The 21444-nt window shown below is 28.5% G+C and carries 19 protein-coding genes; 13 read left to right on the top strand and 6 right to left on the bottom strand.

Features of this window, described 5'->3' with window-relative positions; all coding sequences use genetic code 11:
* Positions 1 to 11: 11 nt before the first annotated feature.
* The 3 genes from BM119_RS01035 to BM119_RS01025 form a co-directional block, all read right to left on the bottom strand.
* The gene (locus tag BM119_RS01035; protein ID WP_177199278.1) at positions 12 to 1949 is read right to left on the bottom strand and encodes a glycosyl hydrolase family 18 protein; all 1938 of its coding nucleotides are present in this window, start codon (positions 1947 to 1949) and stop codon (positions 12 to 14) included.
* Positions 1950 to 2386: 437 nt separating this feature from the next.
* The gene (locus BM119_RS01030; RefSeq protein WP_090037954.1) at positions 2387 to 3028 is read right to left on the bottom strand and encodes a Vat family streptogramin A O-acetyltransferase; all 642 of its coding nucleotides are present in this window, start codon (positions 3026 to 3028) and stop codon (positions 2387 to 2389) included.
* Positions 3029 to 3417: 389 nt separating this feature from the next.
* On the bottom strand, positions 3418 to 4611 hold the full coding sequence (locus BM119_RS01025; RefSeq protein ID WP_090037951.1) for a coenzyme F420-0:L-glutamate ligase: 1194 nt from the start codon (positions 4609 to 4611) through the stop codon (positions 3418 to 3420).
* Positions 4612 to 4724: 113 nt separating this feature from the next.
* Between BM119_RS01025 and BM119_RS01020 the strand changes: the two genes are divergently transcribed.
* From BM119_RS01020 to BM119_RS01005, 4 genes are all read left to right on the top strand, one after another.
* Positions 4725 to 5609 (top strand): LysR family transcriptional regulator, encoded by an 885-nt coding sequence (locus BM119_RS01020; protein ID WP_090037948.1) that lies wholly within the window; start codon positions 4725 to 4727, stop codon positions 5607 to 5609.
* A gap of 758 nt (positions 5610 to 6367) precedes the next feature.
* Entirely contained in the window at positions 6368 to 7033 is a 666-nt protein-coding gene (locus BM119_RS01015; RefSeq protein WP_090037945.1) for an amino acid ABC transporter permease, read from the top strand.
* Between the two features lie 98 nt (positions 7034 to 7131).
* Positions 7132 to 7866, top strand: a complete 735-nt coding sequence (locus BM119_RS01010) for an amino acid ABC transporter ATP-binding protein (RefSeq protein WP_090037941.1) — start codon at positions 7132 to 7134, stop codon at positions 7864 to 7866.
* Between the two features lie 27 nt (positions 7867 to 7893).
* Positions 7894 to 8700: a transporter substrate-binding domain-containing protein gene (locus BM119_RS01005; protein ID WP_090037938.1), complete on the top strand. Its 807-nt coding sequence runs from the start codon at positions 7894 to 7896 to the stop codon at positions 8698 to 8700.
* A gap of 162 nt (positions 8701 to 8862) precedes the next feature.
* On the opposite strand, the gene BM119_RS01000 is transcribed toward BM119_RS01005, so the two are convergent.
* Positions 8863 to 9441, bottom strand: coding sequence for a VanZ family protein (locus tag BM119_RS01000; protein WP_177199276.1), 579 nt, complete (start codon positions 9439 to 9441; stop codon positions 8863 to 8865).
* Between the two features lie 318 nt (positions 9442 to 9759).
* On the opposite strand from BM119_RS01000, the gene uvsE reads away from it, so the two are divergent.
* Entirely contained in the window at positions 9760 to 10668 is a 909-nt protein-coding gene (uvsE, locus tag BM119_RS00995) for a UV DNA damage repair endonuclease UvsE (RefSeq protein WP_090037932.1), read from the top strand.
* A 263-nt stretch (positions 10669 to 10931) separates the two neighbouring features.
* On the opposite strand, the gene hflX is transcribed toward uvsE, so the two are convergent.
* A complete protein-coding gene (gene hflX / locus BM119_RS00990) occupies positions 10932 to 12746 on the bottom strand; it encodes a GTPase HflX (protein ID WP_090037929.1) in 1815 nt (604 codons plus the stop codon).
* 906 nt (positions 12747 to 13652) lie between these two features.
* Between hflX and BM119_RS00985 the strand changes: the two genes are divergently transcribed.
* A complete protein-coding gene (locus BM119_RS00985; protein WP_090037927.1) occupies positions 13653 to 13988 on the top strand; it encodes an ATP-binding protein in 336 nt (111 codons plus the stop codon).
* A 151-nt stretch (positions 13989 to 14139) separates the two neighbouring features.
* Positions 14140 to 15909, top strand: a complete 1770-nt coding sequence (locus BM119_RS00980) for a M3 family oligoendopeptidase (protein WP_090037924.1) — start codon at positions 14140 to 14142, stop codon at positions 15907 to 15909.
* A 233-nt stretch (positions 15910 to 16142) separates the two neighbouring features.
* Here the strand turns inward: BM119_RS00980 and BM119_RS00975 are convergent, their stop codons facing one another.
* Positions 16143 to 17066: a DUF5692 family protein gene (locus BM119_RS00975; protein ID WP_090037922.1), complete on the bottom strand. Its 924-nt coding sequence runs from the start codon at positions 17064 to 17066 to the stop codon at positions 16143 to 16145.
* A gap of 465 nt (positions 17067 to 17531) precedes the next feature.
* Here BM119_RS00975 and BM119_RS00970 point away from each other — a divergent pair, with 465 nt between their 5' ends.
* The 6 genes from BM119_RS00970 to BM119_RS00950 all read left to right on the top strand — a co-directional run bounded on the left by BM119_RS00970 (position 17532) and on the right by BM119_RS00950 (position 21443).
* Entirely contained in the window at positions 17532 to 18311 is a 780-nt protein-coding gene (locus BM119_RS00970) for a ComEC/Rec2 family competence protein (RefSeq protein ID WP_177199275.1), read from the top strand.
* A 265-nt stretch (positions 18312 to 18576) separates the two neighbouring features.
* Entirely contained in the window at positions 18577 to 19224 is a 648-nt protein-coding gene (locus BM119_RS00965; RefSeq protein ID WP_090037916.1) for a TetR/AcrR family transcriptional regulator, read from the top strand.
* Positions 19225 to 19289: 65 nt separating this feature from the next.
* Entirely contained in the window at positions 19290 to 20060 is a 771-nt protein-coding gene (locus BM119_RS00960) for an ABC transporter ATP-binding protein (RefSeq protein ID WP_341465740.1), read from the top strand.
* Complete coding sequence (locus tag BM119_RS00955; RefSeq protein WP_090037911.1) at positions 20053 to 20742, top strand: ABC transporter permease; 690 nt, start codon at positions 20053 to 20055, stop codon at positions 20740 to 20742. The genes BM119_RS00960 and BM119_RS00955 overlap by 8 nt, the downstream gene beginning before the upstream one ends.
* 13 nt (positions 20743 to 20755) lie before the next feature.
* A complete protein-coding gene (locus BM119_RS19730; RefSeq protein ID WP_177199274.1) occupies positions 20756 to 20932 on the top strand; it encodes a hypothetical protein in 177 nt (58 codons plus the stop codon).
* 169 nt (positions 20933 to 21101) lie between these two features.
* A complete protein-coding gene (locus BM119_RS00950; protein ID WP_090037909.1) occupies positions 21102 to 21443 on the top strand; it encodes a zinc ribbon domain-containing protein YjdM in 342 nt (113 codons plus the stop codon).
* The last annotated feature ends 1 nt before the right edge of the window (position 21444 follow it).

The following is a 21444-nucleotide window of genomic DNA, read 5'->3' as shown; positions in this document are numbered from 1 at the left end:
TTAAAAAATAATTATTTAACTGACAAATTCACATTATAAATATTGTATCTACTTATATTGCCTTCAGCAGCGCCAGAAAGTGTTATGATTGAGGATTTTTTTATGGTTTTATCCCATTCTTTAGGAGTTACTGTATATTTATTGTTTGACTTAGTTAAATTAGCATCCCAAAGAGAAATTAGCTTTTTATCAAAATTAAAATCTAGTGACCAATCTGCAATATCTTTTTGAGAGTTATTTTTAATTGTTATACTATAATTTGAACCAGTTCCCCAATCACTAGTTACAGAAAACTTTACTTCAACATCATTAGTAGTTATCTTATCAACTACTATTTCAGCAGTTGCAGTCTTCTTATTTTGCAATGAATCTTCAACAGAAACTGTATAAACATACTTACCATTAGCTTTATTTTCAAAATTTAATTCAGTGGTTTCTTCTAAAGAACTATTTTCTGAAAGCTTACTTTCTTTTATTAAGGAATTGTTTTCGAATATTTGCATTTTTACAGCTGTAGAATTGGCTGGTGAAATTGCTTTTAAAGAATAGTTTCCAGGTAAAGATCCACTTTCAATCCTTATAGTTGGATTTAAAAGTTCAGCTTTAGGTGGATTGGGATCAACTGGAGGGTCCGTAGGAGAATTTTTTATTAAACTATTATACATCATAGATATCATTGGGAAACCATTAATATCATCGCCAGTAATTTCCCAAACTATGATTCCACCTAGTGAATTTGTATTTATATAGTCTAATTTAGTAGCAAGAGATACCTCATCCTCATAAGTTAAAACAGATTTTAAATCTTTATTATACAACCAAGGAGATTTGTTATAGGAATCTCTATATTTAACCCATCCATTTTTATTTTCCATTTGTTTTATCTTAAACCAAGGTTCTTGACCACCAGGTGAATTTGGATTATCCCAAATACCTTTATAAGGGCCAGTAGCGTTGGCAAACATTCCATTTTCACCAGTTTTAGAATCAACTCCTGACCATCCTCTAGAATATAAAGGAGTACCAATATTTAATTTGTTTTTAGGAATTTTGTATTGTTCAACTAAAGTTTTTATTGCAGAGTCTACATTGTAGCGTTCTTTTATATTTGTTGGAGATGAACCAGAAGGATCATTAGGGTTAGCATACAATGGGGAATGATGATTAGTTACGTTTTCCCATGCGCCATGAAAGTCGTAAGTCATTACATTAATAAGGTCTAAATATTCTATATATTTTTCAGGCTCTTGAAGTGCTAGTTTTTCATAACCAGCAGAAGCAGCTATTGTTAGCACTTTTTTATTCATATTATTTGAATTATAAGCTTCTCTAATTTCTTTTAATAGAAGAGTAAAATTTTCTTTATCTTCAGGGCCACCTGGACAACCTCTATCGTATTCATCAGCAGTATCTTTAGGTCTATCTATGCCAGGATACTCCCAATCAATGTCAAAACCATCTATAAAAGTATAAGTTTTTAAGAAACTTATTAAAGAATCAATGAATACTTTTCTGGTTTCTTTTGTTTTGGCCATATCGTGGAAGTTTTCTCCCCTAGTCCAGCCACCTATTGATATTAAAACCTTAACATTTGGATATTTTGTTTTATAGTATTTATATTCACCAAAATGACCTCTTAATTGTCCTGAATCCCAACCTTCAGAGTGAGGAAGCATTTTATCATAATCGGCAAAAGTATCTATTGACTCTAGCTTGAAGTTTTTAGATACAGTAAAAAATGAGTGGTTTATTATTGTAACTTTATCCCATGGTATCATATCTACAGAAAAGCTTTGATGTGAGCTGTTATATATTCCCCAGTTAGGGAAATATACTATAACATTTTTTTTATTTGTTTCCTGTGCCTCAACTTTAGTAGAAGGTAAAGCAAAGAAACTAGTTGTTACTAAAAAAATAAAACAAATTGAGAGTGATAAAATTTTTTTCAATTGTTAAAACTCCTATATATATTATTCATACTATCCTATGTGGAATGAAAGAATAATGTTACAAACAATAAATAGGGCATTGATATTAGATCTTTAGAAATATATAGAACTTTTTATACTATAAGCAAAAATTGACTACGTTTTATATTGTATGAAAGCTGGTTCAATGAAGGACATTTATGTTAAAAATGTTATATTAAGTGTATTGATTTTAGTTTTTATATTATAATTAATTATATGGGAAAAATGTGATAGAGGGGAATTTCATGGAGAAGTATTTAAAGGCTGAATTAATTAAACATAAAGCAATAGACAATAGTATTAATATGAACTTAAAATTGTGTTTAAAATATATAAAAGAGAATGTTTTAATTTAATCTTGAATAAAAATCCTATTATCTATAATTTTGATAATAGGATTTTTAAAATAATATTGGTTAGGTTATACTTTTTATTTTCTCTAAATTAGGGTTACACAATGTCTCTAAATTAGAGAAGATTTTTTCTTTAGGCCAATCCCACCATTTTAATTCTAAAAGATAGGATATTAAATTATCATCAAATCTTTTACGAATAATTTTAGCTGGATTTCCGCCAGCAATATGGTAAGCTGGAATATTTTTTGTAACAACTGAGTTGGCTGCTATAATAGCTCCATCTCCAATTTTTATACCAGGCATAATAGTAACATTTTGACCTATCCAAACATCATTTTCTATAATAGTATCTCCTTTAAAGGGCATGTCTTTTGTAGTAGGTTTTGATTTTTCCCAACCATTGGCCATAATATTGAATGGATAAGTTGTTATGCTATTCATTCTATGATTTGCTCCATTCATAATAAACTCAACTCCACTAGCAATAGCACAAAACTTTCCTATAATCAGTTTATCACCAATAAAATCATAGTGATGGGTTACATGTTCTTCAAAGTTTTCTGCACCATTTCTATCAGAATAATAAGTATAATCTCCAACTTTAATATTAGAGCTTTTAATAGTGTTTTTTATAAAACAAACGCTGTTTATATCTTTATTTGGATATATATCATTGGGGTTTGGACCTAATTTATTTAGCATAAAAAAACCTCCCTTACCAAACTACTTTTAAAGTTAAGTACATAGTCTTTAGATAATATTTGAAAAAAATAAAAATGCACACTAATACTAAATGCACATTTTCAAATAGATTCTTTATTATATATTAAAGATGAGTTATAGTCAAAACATAAGGGTTTATTCTATAATTTACTCATAGTAAAAACTAAAAGTAAGCAAGTTACAAGATGTAGATAATAAAGTTTACGTAAAGTATTATTAGGAAATCCAAATATCCAGTTGGATGCTTTATTCTAGAAGGAATATAGAGATGAAATATTAAATGTATATAATTTCGTTTAATTAGTCATATTCAAAAAATAACAAGTCAGTATGCTAGCATAGTTGACTTGTTATTTTTTTGCATTCTCTTATTTTGTATAATTATCGAAATAACCTTGTATATATATAACTGGAGTACCCTTATCTCCACTTCCAGAAGTTAAGTCAGAAAGTGAACCTATAAGGTCAGTAAGTCTTCTTGGGGTAGTTCCTTGAGATACCATAGATCCTACAAGGTCAGATTCTTTATTTTTAATATATTCAGAAATAGCTTGTTTAAGTTCTTCGCCTCTTAAATCAGCAAAGTTATTATCAGCAAGATATTTTAATTTAACTTCATTAGGTGTACCTTCAAGTCCTTTTGTATAAGCAGGAGATACAACTGGATCAGCAAGTTCCCAAATTTTACCCACTGGATCTTTAAATGCACCATCGCCATAAATCATAACTTCAACTGTTTTACCAGTTTTTTCTTTAAGCATAGCTTGAACAGTATCAACTATAGGTTGACAATTACGTGGGAAAAGTTTAACAGTATCTTCAGTTGCTTTGTTTGAACCTAAAAGACCATATGATTCGTTACAACCACAACCATCAATAGATGTTGATAAAATATCATCAAGGCTATAAATTTTATTTCCACCATTTGCTTTTAGTATTTTTTTAGTTCTAAACCTTGTATGAATATCACAAGCAAGAACATTCTTTGTGTAGTTTAATATAGTTTTTGGGTTGTTTGAGAATATAACTTCACATTCAACACCATACTCTTCAACTATGGATTTATAATATTCAACATAATTAACTCCTGTAAAAGTATGTTGAATTTTACCAAAGTAATTATAGAATTGTTGTTCAGTTAAAACATCTGTCCAAGGATTAAGTCCTTTTTCATCCAGCATATCTATATCTACTAAATGGTTTCCTACTTCATCAGAAGGGTAGCTAAGCATTAAAACAATTTTCTTTTTAGCTCCTTTTGCAATACCACGAAGACAAATAGCAAAACGATTACGACTTAAAATAGGAAATATTACTCCTATAGTATCTTCTCCAAATTTTCCGCTTATATCTTTTGCGATATGGTCAATAGTGGCATAATTTCCTTGAGCACGAGCTACAACAGATTCAGTTACTGTAACAACATCTTTATCATTTATTGAGAATCCTTCTACTTCAGAAGTTTTTAATACGCTATCTACAACTATTTTCGCTATATCATCTCCGTTATTAATGATTGGGCAACGAAGGCCTCTAACTACAGTTCCAACTACTCTTTCCAAGTTAACAACTCCTCATTAAAAAATTTAATTTATATAATATACTTGTAATATACAATATTTTCATGGTATAAGTAAAATAAATATATAGAATACCACATATAAGGAGGGCTTATATGATAACTAAACTAGATTTATATAAGGTTTTTTGTGAAGTATGTAAGTGTGGGAGCTTTTCTAAAGCTGCAAAGAGTCTTTACATGACACAACCAGCTGTAAGCCAATCAATTATGCAGTTAGAAACAGATTTAGGTACAAGGCTCTTTACAAGGATACCTAAAGGAGTAATTCTTACAAATGAAGGAGAAATTTTGTTTGAGCATGTAAGTTCTGCAATTAATTTAATTAATTTAGGTGAAAAAAAACTATTAGAATCTAAAAATTTAATGATAGGTGATTTAAAAATAGGAGTAGGAGATACAAATTCAAGATATTTCTTGTTGCCTTATTTAGAAGAATTCCACAATAAATACCCTAATATTAAGTTGGAAATTGTAAACCGTACAACCTTAGAAATTTGTGATATGTTGAAGTCAGGAGAAGTTGATATTGGAATTTGTAATTTTCCAATCAAGGCTCCTTATTTAGAGAAAAGAACTTGTATAGATATTCAGGACATTTTTGTTTGTGGGGAAAAATTCAAAGAAATAATCTCTGAACCTTTGAGTTTTGAAGAGATAGCAAAATTACCATTAATACTACTTGAGCCTAAATCAAATTCTAGAAATTATGTGGAAAAATATATGTTATCAAAAAATATTAAGATTACCCCAGAAATTGAACTTGGAGCCCATGATTTGCTTTTAGAATTTGCAAAAATAAACTTAGGAATATCCTGTGTTGTTAAAGAATTTTCACAGAAATATTTAGAAGATGGAACATTATATGAAGTAAAAACAGTAGAAAAAATACCTAAAAGAAATATAGGTTTTTGTTTTTTAAAGAGCGTATCACGTTCACCAGCATCAAAAAAATTTAGCGAAATACTAGAGGGAAAATAAAAGAAGTAATATATTTTACATCAGCATGTATATTTCCAACAAACTGTAGTTGTAGACTACTTGGAAAGATATTATATAAGAAAATATACTAATAAGCACATATTATTGGAAAACGCAATTATGAACTTTGAAAACTTGCAATGGTCAGATAAAATTTATTAAAAAAAATGTTGACAAACTATATAAAGCTAAATATAATAAATATAACATAGTAATCCGATAAGAATACTTGGAAATGCGTAGATAAGAAGAGTAGGGTAAGAGAAACTTTCAGAGAATAATCTCAGTTGGTGGAAGAGATTTAAGTGGAACTTAACTGAAGTGCATCTTGGAGCACTGAATTGAAACACAATTTTATTGTGGAGTAGACCTCAGCGGGAACACCCGTTATAGTGTTGAAGCATAAATGTGCTAATATGTAAGAGTTGTTATGTTATGAATGTATATTTTATATTTATATATTCATAACATAATAAACAGAGTGGAACCGCGGGAATATACCTGCCTCTGTATTTAGAGGCAGGTTTTTTTATGTTCAAATTTAGGCACATTCAAAAAAATAACAAGTCAGTATGCTAGTATATTTGACTTATTGTTTTCTTTCATGTGTCTTATTTTAATCATATGATTTTAAAATATTTAAAATAGATATCTATAATCTAACTAGCTAGGTGTAACAAATAATTTTTAGTTTCAAATTGTATTCAGCTGAAAAATAGTACTATAGTAAATTAAACTTAAGAAGGGAAGAAGGATAAATGAACTTTGATTTGAATTATTTTTTTAATGTTTCATTAGATTTAACAAAATATATAAAATTGACTTTATATATGGCAACTATATCAACAGCAATTGGGCTTGTAATAGCTTTAGTATTGGCTACAATAAGATTTTTTAAGATAAGAGGATTATATGAATTAAGTAATGTTTATATATCATTTTTTAGAGGAACACCACTATTAGTACAGTTATTTATATTTTACTATGGCTTACCACAAAGTATAAAGGCACTTAGAAATGTTACTCCTCTAACTGCTATGATTGTAGGGCTTAGTATGTGTGGTTCCGCTTATATGGCAGAGATTATAAGAGGAGCATTAGATTCAGTAGATAAGGGACAAATGGAAGCAGCGCTTTCAGTAGGAATGACAAGATCTCAAGCTTTAAGAAGAATTATTTTTCCACAAGCTATAAGGGTAGCTATACCAGGTATAGGAAATACATTTGTAGATTTATTAAAGAGTTCTTCACTAGCATTTGTTTTGGGGTTAACTGAAATTCTAGCCAGAGCTCAAATGGCAGCAGCTTCTAGCTTTAAGGTTATGGAAAGCTATTTATCAATAGCAATTATATATTGGATAATTGTTGAAGGTTTTAATTTTCTGCAAAAGCTACTAGAAAAGAAATTAGCTAAAGCTTATTAAAATATAAGTTAAAATGAGTATTATTAAGGGATTAATAAGCATATTGAAAAATTTCAACGTTAATAACTAATAAGTTATTGATAAAGGGGATGAATTAAATGATTAAAATACAAAATATTCAAAAGAGTTTTAATAGCAATACAGTTTTAAAATCTATAGATTTAGAGGTGAAAGATGGAGAAGTAGTTGTAATTATAGGCCCATCAGGAACAGGTAAGTCTACATTTTTAAGATGTTTAAATTATCTTGAAAGACCAGATAAGGGAATTATAACCATAGGAGAAATTACAGTTGATGCTGAAAAGACAACAGAAAGTGATATTCACAAGCTTAGAAAAAAAACATCTATGGTATTTCAAGGATATAATCTATTTAAAAATAGAACAGTTTTAGAAAATTTAATGGAAGCATTAGTAGTTGTGAAGAAGGTTTCTAAAAAAGATGCTGAAGTTTTAGCAAGACAAGCTTTAGAGCAAGTAGGATTATCTGATAAGGTAGAATATTATCCTAAAGCTTTGTCAGGAGGACAACAACAAAGGGTTGGTATAGCTAGAGCTATGGTTGTTAATCCAGAAGTAATGCTTTTTGATGAGCCAACTTCAGCACTAGATCCAGAACTAGTTGGAGAAGTTTTTGAAGTTATAAAATCTCTAGCTAAAAAGCACATAACTATGATTATAGTGACTCATGAAATGAATTTTGCAAAAGAGGTTGCAGATAAGGTTGTATTTATGGAAGGTGGAAAAATCGTAGAAGTAGGAACACCTAAAGAAATATTTGAAGAATCTAATAACCAAAGAATTAAACAGTTTATAAACAAAGTAAATAAATAATAAATACAGAGGATGGAGGAAAGAAATATGTTAAAAAAGAAAGGTATATTATTATCACTAACTTTAATGATTCTAGTAGGAGTGTTAGTTGGCTGTGGCTCAAAATCAACTTCGGAAAATAAAAACGAAGATGTTATAAAGGTTGGAACATCAACAGATTATAGACCATTTGCATTTATTGAAGAAGGAGAAAATGAAAAAGATGTAAAAGGATTAGAAATCGATGTATGTGATGAAATAGCTAAGAGAAACAATTGGAAAGTTGAATATGTTATAGCTAACTGGAATGGACTTATAGGTATGCTTGATTCAGGAAAAATAGATACAGTAGCTCATCAAGTTACAGTTACAGAGGAAAGAAAGAAAAAATACTATTTTTCAGATACATATGTTTATTCAGGTGTTCAACTAGCAGTGAAAAAGGGAAATGATTCTATAAAAAGTTTAAATGATTTAAATGGAAAAACTGTAGCGGTTGAATCAGGAATGAATTTTTATAAGAGCATTGAGAAATTTAATAATGAGGGTGGAAATGTTAAAATTAATGGATATAATGATTATAATTCAATATTTAATGAAGTAAACCTTGGTAGAGCAGATGCACTAATACAGGACAAGCTAGCAATAATGGATACATTAAAGAATTCAAGCTATGAACTTGAACTTGCAGGAGAACCTGTAGAAACTATGGAGAGTGCATTTCCATTCATTCAAAATGATGAAAATAAAGAAAAGGTAGAAAAAGTTAATAGTACACTTAAAGAGTTAAGAGAAGATGGAACATTAAAGAAGATTTCAGAAAAATGGTTTGGAGTAGATATAACTATAAATTAATAAAATATATTTTAGTATTACCTTTTTATAAGTATTTAAAAGCCATAATTAGATTTATGGCTTTTTTACGTTTAATATGAAAATATTACGTGGTAATTGTATATGTATTTTTAGATGTTGCATTTATATTTATACATAGCATAATTTATGGAATTATATTTGCTATATCAAAAAATTTGACTTTTTCTTTTGTATTAAATATTTTTTGTTTATACTTTTAAATATTGAAAATCCTATTAAGGCTCCTAAACTATTTAAAATCACATCGTCTATATCAACGGATCTCGCATTTCCTAAAAAAACAGATAAATACTGTAGAAACTCTATTAATATTGACACCAAAAGACATAGAACTAGTGTTGATTTAATATTTCTAAATTTCTTGAATAATATAGGTACAATAGTTGCTAACGGTACTAAAATGAACAAATTTCCTAAAATATTTACTATCCAGAACTTGATCATATAATTTGGCATACTTGATGATGTAAGTGATATATCCTTTATTGTATTGAATATAGGGAGTATGTTTGCCCTAGGCTTTAAATTCCCAAATGTATGAAATGGAAGCAATGTTATAGAGATTAATCCTATTAAATATATTAAAAATATAATTAGGACTAATTCTCTATAGTTAATAAACTTTTGCTTTAGTGATTTTGCCTTTATATACCTGATAGACTCTATAATTATTAATATTGGAGCTCCTATTACAAATGCAAATATTCTATCAATTATCACTATTTATACCTCCGTGTATGTAATAAGTAATTTTAAAAGAGTACATGTAAATAAATGTTTAAATATATTATAATGTATTTAAACATTTATTTACATAGTTTAAACTATTTTGATATACAGTATATGATAATAAAGTTATATTTAAAGATAATACATTCATGGATTTTAAATATTGAATAATATTTATCATTAAGACAACTATATTAAAAGTATAAATTATTATGGTAGTTTAAAAGTTAATTTTAAAAAATTTTTATTAATAGGTTTAAAATACATAAAATTTCTAAATAACATTATATTATATTGAAGGTGAGAAGAATGATTAAAAGAATCGGATACGCTTGTATAAATAATAGTTTAAAGCCAAGAACTTTTCAGCAATGTAGGCTTAATTCTGTATATAAATATGGAATAGAGTATTTAAGGGAAAAGATAATCAATAATTTAAAGTTAACTAAGGACATAATAAAATGGAATGTGGATAATGGGATATTTATGTATAGAGCTACCAGTACTCTATTGCCTTTAGTGGATCATCCTGATGTATTAAGGGATTTTCAATGGAAATGGCAGAAGGATCAGGAGATATTAAAGATAATGGATGAAATAAAGAATATTGTACAAGAAAATAATATTAGACTTTCAATGCATCCTGACCAATTTACAGTTTTAAATAGCACAAAGAGAACTGTGGTAGAGAACAGTATAAATTACTTGAATTTTCATTATCAGATATTAACCCTTCTTGGAGGAAAAGATATTATAATTCATACTGGTGGTGTTTATGGAGATAAGACTAGTGCCATTAATAGATTTATAGAAGAATACAAGAAGCTACCAGAGGGAACTCAAAAAATGCTGAGACTAGAAAATGATGATGTTTCATTTAATATAGATGATGTTTTATATATAAGTGAAAAGACCTCTATACCTATTATTTTAGATGTTCATCATCACCGTTGTAATAAGAAAAGAGACATTAGTTATCAGGATATATATAGGATTAAGGAGAGCTGGGAGGATACAGGAATGATTCCTAAAATGCATATAAGTAGCGGAAAAACTGGTATTTATGATAAAAGCCATAGTGACTATATAAAAGAGGAAGACATAATATCTTTCATATCATTAATAGAGGATATTGATGTAGATCTAATGGTAGAGGCTAAAGAAAAAGATAATGCTGCTTTAAAAGTTATGGGGTTTGTGAAAAGAGGAAACTTATGAGTGAAGTAAAAAAGTCAACCATATTATTAATATGAAGAAACAGACAAAATCAGAATCTAATATAACTTAAGGACTCCTTAATTTTAAGGAGTCCTTTCTATTATTAAGAACATTCAAAAAATAACAAGTCAGTATGCTAGTCTATTTTGTGTCACACTTCGTCAGCAATATCAGCCCATAGTCTATGCTATGAACTAATATCACTTCCTTGTCTGACACAAAATATACATGGCATCTTGAACTTGTTATTTTCTTTCATGCGCCTAATATAAAGTTATTACTTCAAAATCCATACATCTTTTATAAATTTCTTCATGTACCAAGGCTTTTATATGAGTTCCTTCTTCAATATAGTCTTCATCAATAATATTAGAATTTTCATGAAGCATTGAGATTAGTTTTTGTTCAGTATAAGGGATAATAAAATCCTTTTCTACTAATTTAATTGGGATTTCTCTACCTATCATGTGAAGCAATTCATGTAAATTTATTTCCTTTATAGCGCTGACTTCTATTATTTTTTCACCTTTTAAAAAATCTTTTACTTTACTTAAATTTTTATCAGAAGCTTTATCAACTTTGTTTAAAACAACTAAAGTGTTCTTATTTTTAGCACCAAGCTCATTAAGAACCATGTTTACTGACTTTATTTGTTTTATAGCTTCTTCATTTGAGCCGTCTACCACATGTAAAAGTAAATCTGCTTCAATTACCTCTTCTAAGGTTGATTTAAAGGCTTCAACAAGTTCATGAGGAAGTTTACTAATAAAGCCAACAGTGTCAGATAGAGCAATTTTTCTGTTGTCACTTAAAGTAATAGCTCTAACGGTAGTGTCTAATGTTGCAAAAAGCATATCAGCTTCTAAAACACCTTTTTTACTAATAGTGTTGGATGCAGAAATTTCACAAATCTTGTTTCTTAAAGTTGATTTGCCTGCATTAGTATAACCTACAATAGCTACCTTGCTTATATTATTTTTAGTTAATTTCACCTTTTGAACAGTTCTTTGATGGATTACTTTAGATAGCTCATTCTTTATTTCCTCTATTCTGCTTTCTATGTGCCTTCTATCAGTTTCAAGTTTTTTCTCTCCAGGTCCTCTTGAGCCAACTCCACCCTTTATTCCAACACCGCCTTTAATTCTTGAAAGGTTTGCATTTGCATCTCTTAATCTAGGAAGTTTATGATTAAGCATTGCAAGCTCAACTTGTAAGATACCTTCCTTGCTCTTAGCACGTCTTGCAAATATATCTAGTATTAAGGTAGTTCTATCTATTACTTTACATTTAATAACTTCTTCCAGATTTCTAACCTGAGAACCAGATAGTTCATCATCAAATATTACTACATTTGCATTTTTAAGTTGTCTTAGATGTGATATTTCTTGAACTTTACCCTGTCCTGCATAGTAAGCAGAGTGTATTTTGTTTTTCTTTTGTAGTACCTTCCATACAGGAAAAACATTACAAGCTTCAGCAAGACAAAAAAGCTCATCAAGACTTTCTTCGCTATCAGTTCCTACTAAAATAGCTCTCTCAACATCATCTTCAAATTGTTTTATATCACTAATTATTTTATCAATATAATTTATTTTATCTCTGAAATTTAATTGTAATGAAGCTTCTAAGCTTAAGTTTTCAATTTTTTCAAAGGATATACTGTTGTTATAAACATCACAGAAACCTATATTTATAGTAATATCTTTTATATTTTCTTTAACTCCAATGGCAGCAATAGCATCTAATTTTAAATCTACTAAAGCTGAGATGTCCATTGAAGACAAGTTGCTGTTACTAGTAGTATAGGTATGAATTACTCTAAATCCACTTAGCTTTTTACATGTAAAAGCCATAGAAGGTAGTTCAGTAATGTTTATTTTGCCAACTGAAATATCAGTAATTTTACCTTGTCTATTAATAACTACACATAGTTCCTTTTTTGTAGTTATACTGATTTCATTAATTTTCTCAACCAATTCATAAGAAAAAATACTGTTATTATCTATTTTTAAGTCATATAAGCTTTCTAGTTTTTCAAGTATTACCTTTTTTATTCCATTAATATTTCCTGTTATCATATAACTTCCTCCAATCAAAATATATCTATAATTTAAATTTTTATTTTAAGCTCATTTTTAAATCCTCCTAAGACAAATTTATGCTAGCTATTTTAAAGCTGCACGAAGTATATAAGAACTCGTAACATTTTATTTAGTTTAAGAAAATAAAAGTTAAGAGCTTTAAACATAGGACTAAATACATAAAAGCCCCAGAAACAATGCAAACTGTAGAATTAATCGTAAGTTTACATTGTACTGCGGCTAAAATTTTAATAAAAATCTAAAATAAAAAACCGCAGATTTTCTCTGCGGTGATTGTATACAAATTTAAATAAATATAAAACCTGAAAATATAATTCAGATAAATATATATTTAATAGAACTTAGTCTTCATTCAGTAATATGAATGTTAGATGAGTTAATCTAAGGGTATGGCACCTGTTATTAACCAAATTAGGATATACCAGGTAACATACGTAAGATAAAATCAATTTTAGTTCATTTTTTTGCATAACAAAACCGCAGATATAAGGTCTGCGGTCAAAAGTTTACACATTAAATAATGCAATATAGCATTAAATCTTAATATAAATCATTTACTGACAGCAGACTGTGTATATTATTGTTTGAGTTTAATCTAATCTTATCTTTATAAATTAACATTTTACAGTCTCCTTCCAGATTTTTTTTGTATATTCTATATATTTATTATAAACTAAATATTTCTAATTGTAAATATTTTTTGTGGAAAATATATTTAATTTTTCCTTGATTTATAAAATATAGTGGATTTACTTGCGATATAATTGGTATAATATTTGAAGAAAGTTATTTTTTGTATACTGAAGTTTATATAAATTTAAAAAATAATTCTAATGAGTTTATTAGTATAATCTTAAAGTATAAATGCCATAGGAAAAATATATTATAGCTGAACAAAAGTCCTTAGAGCGTGTAATTGAAAATTTATTAAGTAATGCTATCAAGTATGCAAAAGATAATGTGGATATTTCTTTAGAAAAAGAAGAAAATAGGGCATTGCTAAAAATCAGTAATGCTATTGTAAATTTAACATTACAAGATGTGGAAAATATTTTTGAAAGATTTTATATGGCAGATAAAACACGTTCAGGAAAGGGTACAGGTCTTGGGTTAGCTATTACAAAGGGGCTAGTTGAAAAAATGAATGGAAATATAATAGCAGATATGAAAGGTGATATTTTTAATATTTACTGTAGATTTCGAACAATTAAGGAATAGATATAGAAATATGGTATTTATCAATGGAATTAAAAGTAAGAGAAAATCCATTAATTACATTTTAAAGAATAATATTAGGAGTGGTGAAAATATGTAACAATCAAATAAATTTTTGAATTTTATAATGATGTAAACAAGGAGATGTTTATTAATGGATTTAACATGGACTTTAGATAATATTTATACTTCATTTGATTCTGAAAATTTTAAAAGAGATATGGAACAGCTTAAAAAATATATAGATTCTATAAATGAATTGGATATAAAGAATTGGGATAATAAAAGGAACGCTGTTTCTAAAATTGAAGAGTTTTTAAAAATTAATAATGAATACAAAAGATTGTATTCCATGATACATTCATATATATATTTAACTATAAATGCTGATTTTCAAAATAAAGAAGCAATGGATATTTTAGATCAGCTTGAGAATGAAAACTTTAAGATTATTGAGAAGTTTATAAGGTTTAGCAGGTGGCTTAATGATATTGAAAATCTAGATAAAATAATCTATTCATCCAAATATCTTTCAGAACACGAATTTTATATTAAAGAACTTTTATTAAAGGCAAAATATTTATTAAGTGAAAAAGAAGAAGTAGTTTTTGCTAAAATGAACAAGACAGGTGCGAAGGCTTTTGAAAACCTTTATATGGAATTGATTAGTGATACTACAATTGATATTACTATAAATGGCATAAAAGAAGAATTAACACTTCCCGAACTTAGAAATATAGGCTATGAAAAAGATTATTCTTTAAGGAAGAGGGCTTACTATGGGGAAGCTGATCTGTGTAAAAAGATATCACAAGTTTGTGCAAAATGTATAAACGGAATTAGTGGAGAAGCTTCTACAATTTATGAAATGAGGGGTTACAAATCACCATTAGAGAAAGTTTTAATAGATTCAAGAATGGATTTTGAAACTTTAAATGTTATGGTTTCAGCTATAAAGGAAAGCTTACCCATATTTCATAAGTATTATTACAAAAAGTCTGAAATATTAGGACATAAATCTGAGCTTCCTTTTTATGACATTTATGCTCCTATTGGTGATAGTAATATAAAAGTATCATATATGGATGCTAAGAATTTAATAGTATCTAGTTTTAAAACTTTTAGTGAAAAACTTGGAAGTTTCTCAAAAAAGGCTTTTGAGAACAAATGGATTGATGCTGAACCAAGAAAAGGCAAGGCTAATTTTGGATTGTCAGTAGATATTTTTCCAATAAGGGAAAGTAGGATCATTACTAACTTTAATGGAAACTATATTGATATAAGCATATTAGCACATGAACTTGGACATGCATATCATAGTGCCAATCTTTTTGATGAAACAATGTTAAACATAGAATATCCAACACCAATTGCAGAAGTAGCTTCAACCTTTTGTGAGACTATATTAAATAATGAATTATTAAAAACATTACCAAGAGATGAGGCATTAGTAATTTTAGAAAGAAGTATTTCTGATGTTGCATATTATATAGTAGATTTTTATGGTAGGTATTTATTTGAAAATGAATTATTTGAAAGAAGGAAATTAGGATTACTACCAGTTAATGAGTTAAATGAATTAATGAGTAATTGTATGAAAAAAGCTTATGGCGATAGTATTGAAAGTAAAACTGTACATCCATATATGTGGATGAATAAGGTGGGATATTTTATGGCTGGTAATGAATATTTAAATTTTCCATATTTCTTTGGAGTATTGTTTTCAAAAGGTCTATATGCTGAATATATAAAAAGGGGAGAAGCTTTTGTAAAACAATACGATAAGTTTTTAAGTTATTCAAGCAAAAATAATATTATTGATGTTGCAAAAATAATGGATATAGATGTTCATTCAATAGATTTTTGGAGAAATTCATTAAAACTTATTGAGAAAGATATTTTAAATTTTATAAATATAGGGTAAATTATTATATTATCTTATCGTTTATAAAATATTTTCATTAATTTAGAATTAGGTTTTATGAATCATGTATATTATGACTCTATATTGTCAGGTAAAAGTATTATTAATAATATAAAAATAGTAAAAGACTTACAGCGATAGTTGTAAGTCTTTATTTATAAAATAAAAATATTATGTCTTTATAGCACTTGAGCAAGCCAACCGTTTTACAGGTGGTCATGACTATTATAATATTATTGAGATAATGTTTTAATTTCATTGTAGCTCTTAAGGTTTGAATAAAGCTCTTCCTTAATAGGATTGCGTTTTGTCTTAACAATATTGTAAATATAGTATACAAATACTGCAATATTTGCTATTAATGCTGCTAAGCTTACAATGAATAAAGCAGTTGTGTTGTGTGATGATTTAACTGCAAACTGCGATTTATCAATGAAACCAGGATAGGTCATTGCAAACATACACCATAATGCAAGTGTTTGTGCACGATGTTGTAACCAAGCGCCCTTCTTGATAAAGAAAGCAGCAAATGTAGGAGCTAACAGTAATGCTAAACCACAGTACCATGAGTGGTCAGGTAAGCAGTTATATGTGTATGCAAAGTTCCAAAGATCATATGCTACAATCCAGAACCAAAGCATATCAGGCCATAACATATCCTTGCTCTTATCCTTACTGATACAGATTCCAAACCAACCTGTAATGGTAATGATATTTAAGATACCAGCAATTCCATTCATAACATTCCAAGAACCGCTTACAGTCATCATTCCTTCAAATATCTCTTTGTTAAGATGTAATCCGTAAATCTGGAAATCACGTGCTACTGCTTCGCAAATATTAATTGCTAAAATCAATGGTGGAAAACATAAAACCCACTTTTTACTACTTACGCCTTTCACATGTCTAATAATCCAGAAACCAATACATCCTCCTAGTGCTGAGTACACTTTAGCATAATGGAACCAGTCGTTTACGCTTGTGCCTTTAGTAGTATTTGGCCATACAGCAAAGGTAAGAATTAAAGGTAATACAATAAAAAGTAATATTCCTCCCGATTTAAATCTACGACCTAATTCATTCAGTCCAAGTAACACCAGAAATACTACCAGCCACATAAGCCAATTTGTCAAAGGCTGTGATTCAAAGAAAAACATAAATACCCCTCCCAAGTAAAAATATAATTATTATAGCAGTTTATTGCTAAATTGTTATAATTTACTAACAATATTATATCTATTTCTTCAAAGATTGTCAAGAAATATGTAGTACATGCTTTTGATTTAAAAAAGTCAAGCAGGGTTTCAAATAATATGGAATTTAGTTTTTTCTTATGATATAATGATGGATAATTTAATTAGGTACCCCGCATACTGTATGATGGCGTATGTAATATGAGTTTTATGAATATTGAATAATTATGACATCCGGTTTGTGGACATATTTAATAGTGTTGCTTGTTTTGGGTGATATTATAATGTTTTCATATTATTAGGAATGTCAAAAACGGGAGGTGGCTTTAATAGACAATATATTGATCATATTAAAAAAAACGTTGCAGGATTTCGATGTCTTTACTGCTGATTATGGGAGTTTTATTTGTTGGGTGTTCATATTCTAATATGAAACAGGTGGTTTCTGATGAAAGTCTAATTGCTTCATTTTATCCTGTGGGCAAGGGTGATTGCATTCTTCTTCAATGCGAAGGAGAATCTATTTTGATTGACGCAGGCTATGCGGAAAATGCCGACGATGTGATTTCTTATCTTACAGAAAAAAATGTCACGAGCCTCTCAGCTGTTATTGCAACTCATCCTGATAAAGATCATATAGGAGGAATGACTGGCATGATTGAGAGTGGAATTGATATAGGCGTTCTATATAAGACGGACGTAGTGAAAAAAAATTCAGACGACTATATTGCAATGATGTCAGCTATTAAAAATAAAGGTATTCATGTTAAAAACCCAAAAATAGGTGACAGTTTTCTTCTTGGAAGTGCCACAGTGACTTTTCTTGCTCCTTTATCAAATCAATACGATGATGTAAATAACTCATCTATTGTGGTAAAAGTAACTTATGCAGGACAATCGATGCTGTTTACCGGAGATATTTTAACAGAAGCTGAAAATGATTTGCTAAATTCAACAATGAATTTAAATGCTGCCGTATTAAAAGTGGCACATCATGGCTCTTCAGGCACTTCATCTAAAAAATTTCTTGAAGCGGTAAATCCTCAGTATGCTGTCATAACATGCAATGAAAGCGATGGGCATGCTCCTGATAATAAAGTTCTAAAAAGATTGGAAAAATTAGATACAACTATTTTACGTACAGATACGGAAGGACTCATTACAATCACTATTTCTTCGTATGGCGAAATTGCGGTGATAAACAAGTGACAAGGAAAAGAAATTGATTTTTTATTTGTAAGGTTATATGAGAACGTAATAGGACAAGAGTATAAGCATTAAACTTAAGATAATGAGCATAATTTTAACACATTATGATTAAATAAGAGATTAAAAAGGTAAAAGTGATAATAATATTATACCTAAAGGGCATAGGAGAGGTATATTTCTATATAAATATTATTTTTTGTTGATATTTAATTAGAGTTTGTAGTATAATACATACCAATAGTATGTATATTAAGGAGGGATTTATATGGCACGTAATAAATATCCTGAAGAGACAATTAAACAGATATTAGATGTTTCCTTTAAACTTTTTATTGAAAAGGGATATGACCAAACAACTATTCAAGATATTGTTAATAACTTAGGTATGTCTAAGGGTGCTATTTATCATCATTTTAAATCTAAAGAAGAAATTATGAATGCCATTAGTAAAAAGAATTTTGAAGAGAACGTTTTCTACACAAAAATTTATAATGATCCTACTTTAAATGGGCTTCAAAAAATTAAAAAAACTTTTATTTACAACATAGCAGATGCCAATAAGCAGACTATTGACAACGTATCACTTTCTATTGCAAAAAATCCTAGAATGGTTGTTAAACATCTTGAAGATACAATGAAGTATGTGGCTCCTATGATGGCTAAGTTCATTGAAGAGGGCATAAAGGATGAATCAATTAATGCTATTAATCCAAAGGTTGCATCAGAAGCTATTATGTTACTATTTAATTTTTGGCTTACTCCTGCTATATTTATGGTTTCTAAGGAAGAGTTTTTAGATAAATTAAAGTTTTTGAAGGATTTAACTGATAAAATTGGAATTCCATTTATTAATGATGAGTTCATATGCCAATGTGTACAATACTATGAGAATATTTTTAATAAAAACGTATAATTTTAAAGATAGCCTACCTAATTAAAGGTAGTATATTTTTAAATAAATACATACCGACGGTTTGTATGAAAAATAAGTATAAGATTGGGGGAAATAAGCATATGTACAATGAATTGATTGTAGAAACTGATGGATTAGTTAAAGTCTTTGATGGAGTAGAAGTAATTAAAGATTGCTGTATCCATGTAAAACAAGGTACTATTTATGGGATTCTAGGTCTGAATGGGGCTGGTAAAACAACCGTATTTAAAATACTTACAACGTTACTTACACCTACATCAGGAAGTGTAAAAGTAATGGGACTAGATATTACTTATGGTAGGGATGAAGTTTTAAGAGATATAGGTAGTATTATAGAGGTGCCTATTTTTTATGAACATCTATCTGCAACTGAAAATTTAAGAGTTCACCTTGCTTATATGGATAAGTTTAATATGAATATAGAAAAGACTTTAGAAATGGTTGGTCTTTCAGCTAATAATATAAAGCCCGTGTCAACATTTTCTTTAGGTATGAGACAACGATTAGCAATTGCAAGGGCTATTATTCATGAGCCCAAGCTTATTATATTAGATGAGCCTCTTAATGGACTTGATCCAATGGGAATTCAAGAGATGAGAAAATTATTCCTTAAATTAAAAAATAATGGTATGACAATTCTTCTATCTAGCCACATTCTTACTGATATTGAACATATTGCAGATAACATAGGTATTATTGCAAATGGAAAAATTATAGATGAAGCTAGTATTGAACAAATCCAATCACAATTCTCAGAGAAAGGATTGGAAGGCTATTTTTTTCAAAAAATCAAGGAGGAATTAAAATATGATTAACCTAATCACATTAGAAATGAAAAAAATTAAAATAAAAACCTATGTTTTGGCAAGCATCATTTCCTGCATAGTTCTTATAGGTTTTACCTATTTTATCTCTGTAGTTTCTTATATTGAAAAGGATCCTTTATTTGAAAATTACCAAAATATTTTTAAATTTATAGGTATAATGTCCATGATTATATTTGCCACACTTTCGTCGATTATGTCTTCTAGAATTATTATAGAAGACTATGTTGGAAAGAAACTTGTGCTTTTATTCTCATATCCTAAAAGTCGTAAGAAAATTTTTCTAGCTAAAATATTTTTAGTTATTTTATTCACTGTCATAGCGTTTATTGTGAGTAATAGCCTTTGCCTAATGATTTTTAGTATAACCGAGTCTATATATCCTATTGTTCCAGATAAATTAACCTTATTTTTCTTCTTATCTACCTTACAAACTATTCTATTGACAACTTTTACTGTGGGGGCTATTAGTATTCTTGCCATGGCAATAGGATTTATAAGAAAATCAATGCCTACTACAATTATCACATCATTTGTTTTAGTTGATATTGTAGGTAACATGTCTATTAATAATAGATTTATAGGCATGGTATTATTAGCCATTCTTATTTTATTAGATGTTTTAGTAATAAGGTGGTTAATAAGAAAAATTAATAAAATGGATGCTATATAAAGGAGGAATTAATATGTTAATTGGAATTATTTTAGGCTTTACGTTAGGAATAATTTTATTATTAATAGGTTTTATTGCAATGATTACAGGTAAGAAGAAAAGTATCTCTAAACAATGGCCAGGGTGGGTACTACTTGCGGGTATAGCTGCTATTTTAACTGCAACTTTTAATATGATTATGTTATATTAAGTTTAATTAAAAAGAACTTCAAGGAGAGGTTGTAGGAGGGTTTGTCATTAGGAGAAGATTATGATAAAATATAAGCATATAAGGAATTCCCTATATATTTTGTGAAAAGGGAATTGAAAATAATTCTTATATATTATACTTAACACTAACAAATGGAGGAAATGAATTTATGTCTAATTTACCAAATTGCCCAAAATGTAATTCAGAATATACTTATGAAGACGGAAGCCTTTTTGTTTGTCCAGAATGTGCTCACGAGTGGAATTTAGAATCAGGAAATGAAAATAGTGAAGATACGAAGATTATTAAAGATGCAAACGGAAATATCTTAAATGATGGTGATACTGTAACAGTAATCAAAGACCTTAAAGTAAAAGGAAGTTCATCATCTATAAAAATAGGTACAAAAGTAAAAAATATACGTTTAGTTGATGGAGATCATGATATTGATTGCAAAATTGATGGTTTTGGAGCTATGTCATTAAAATCTGAATTTGTTAAAAAAATATAAA

Origin of the sequence: Clostridium frigidicarnis (genome assembly GCF_900111985.1) — a bacterium.
Taxonomy (GTDB): domain Bacteria; phylum Bacillota; class Clostridia; order Clostridiales; family Clostridiaceae; genus Clostridium_Z; species Clostridium_Z frigidicarnis.
This window is presented reverse-complemented; position numbering and strand designations above follow the sequence as displayed.

What these genes read in the sequence shown, in the direction of transcription:
- BM119_RS01030 (WP_090037954.1), bottom strand. Translation starts at nt 3,028, where the DNA reads ATGCTAAATAAATTAGGTCCAAACCCCAATGATATATATCCAAATAAA.
- BM119_RS01020 (WP_090037948.1), top strand. Translation starts at nt 4,725, where the DNA reads ATGATAACTAAACTAGATTTATATAAGGTTTTTTGTGAAGTATGTAAG.
- BM119_RS01015 (WP_090037945.1), top strand. Translation starts at nt 6,368, where the DNA reads ATGAACTTTGATTTGAATTATTTTTTTAATGTTTCATTAGATTTAACA.
- BM119_RS01010 (WP_090037941.1), top strand. Translation starts at nt 7,132, where the DNA reads ATGATTAAAATACAAAATATTCAAAAGAGTTTTAATAGCAATACAGTT.
- BM119_RS01005 (WP_090037938.1), top strand. Translation starts at nt 7,894, where the DNA reads ATGTTAAAAAAGAAAGGTATATTATTATCACTAACTTTAATGATTCTA.
- uvsE (WP_090037932.1), top strand. Translation starts at nt 9,760, where the DNA reads ATGATTAAAAGAATCGGATACGCTTGTATAAATAATAGTTTAAAGCCA.
- hflX (WP_090037929.1), bottom strand. Translation starts at nt 12,746, where the DNA reads ATGATAACAGGAAATATTAATGGAATAAAAAAGGTAATACTTGAAAAA.
- BM119_RS00980 (WP_090037924.1), top strand. Translation starts at nt 14,140, where the DNA reads ATGGATTTAACATGGACTTTAGATAATATTTATACTTCATTTGATTCT.
- BM119_RS00975 (WP_090037922.1), bottom strand. Translation starts at nt 17,066, where the DNA reads ATGTTTTTCTTTGAATCACAGCCTTTGACAAATTGGCTTATGTGGCTG.
- BM119_RS00970 (WP_177199275.1), top strand. Translation starts at nt 17,532, where the DNA reads ATGAAACAGGTGGTTTCTGATGAAAGTCTAATTGCTTCATTTTATCCT.
- BM119_RS00965 (WP_090037916.1), top strand. Translation starts at nt 18,577, where the DNA reads ATGGCACGTAATAAATATCCTGAAGAGACAATTAAACAGATATTAGAT.
- BM119_RS00960 (WP_341465740.1), top strand. Translation starts at nt 19,290, where the DNA reads ATGAAAAATAAGTATAAGATTGGGGGAAATAAGCATATGTACAATGAA.
- BM119_RS00955 (WP_090037911.1), top strand. Translation starts at nt 20,053, where the DNA reads ATGATTAACCTAATCACATTAGAAATGAAAAAAATTAAAATAAAAACC.
- BM119_RS19730 (WP_177199274.1), top strand. Translation starts at nt 20,756, where the DNA reads ATGTTAATTGGAATTATTTTAGGCTTTACGTTAGGAATAATTTTATTA.
- BM119_RS00950 (WP_090037909.1), top strand. Translation starts at nt 21,102, where the DNA reads ATGTCTAATTTACCAAATTGCCCAAAATGTAATTCAGAATATACTTAT.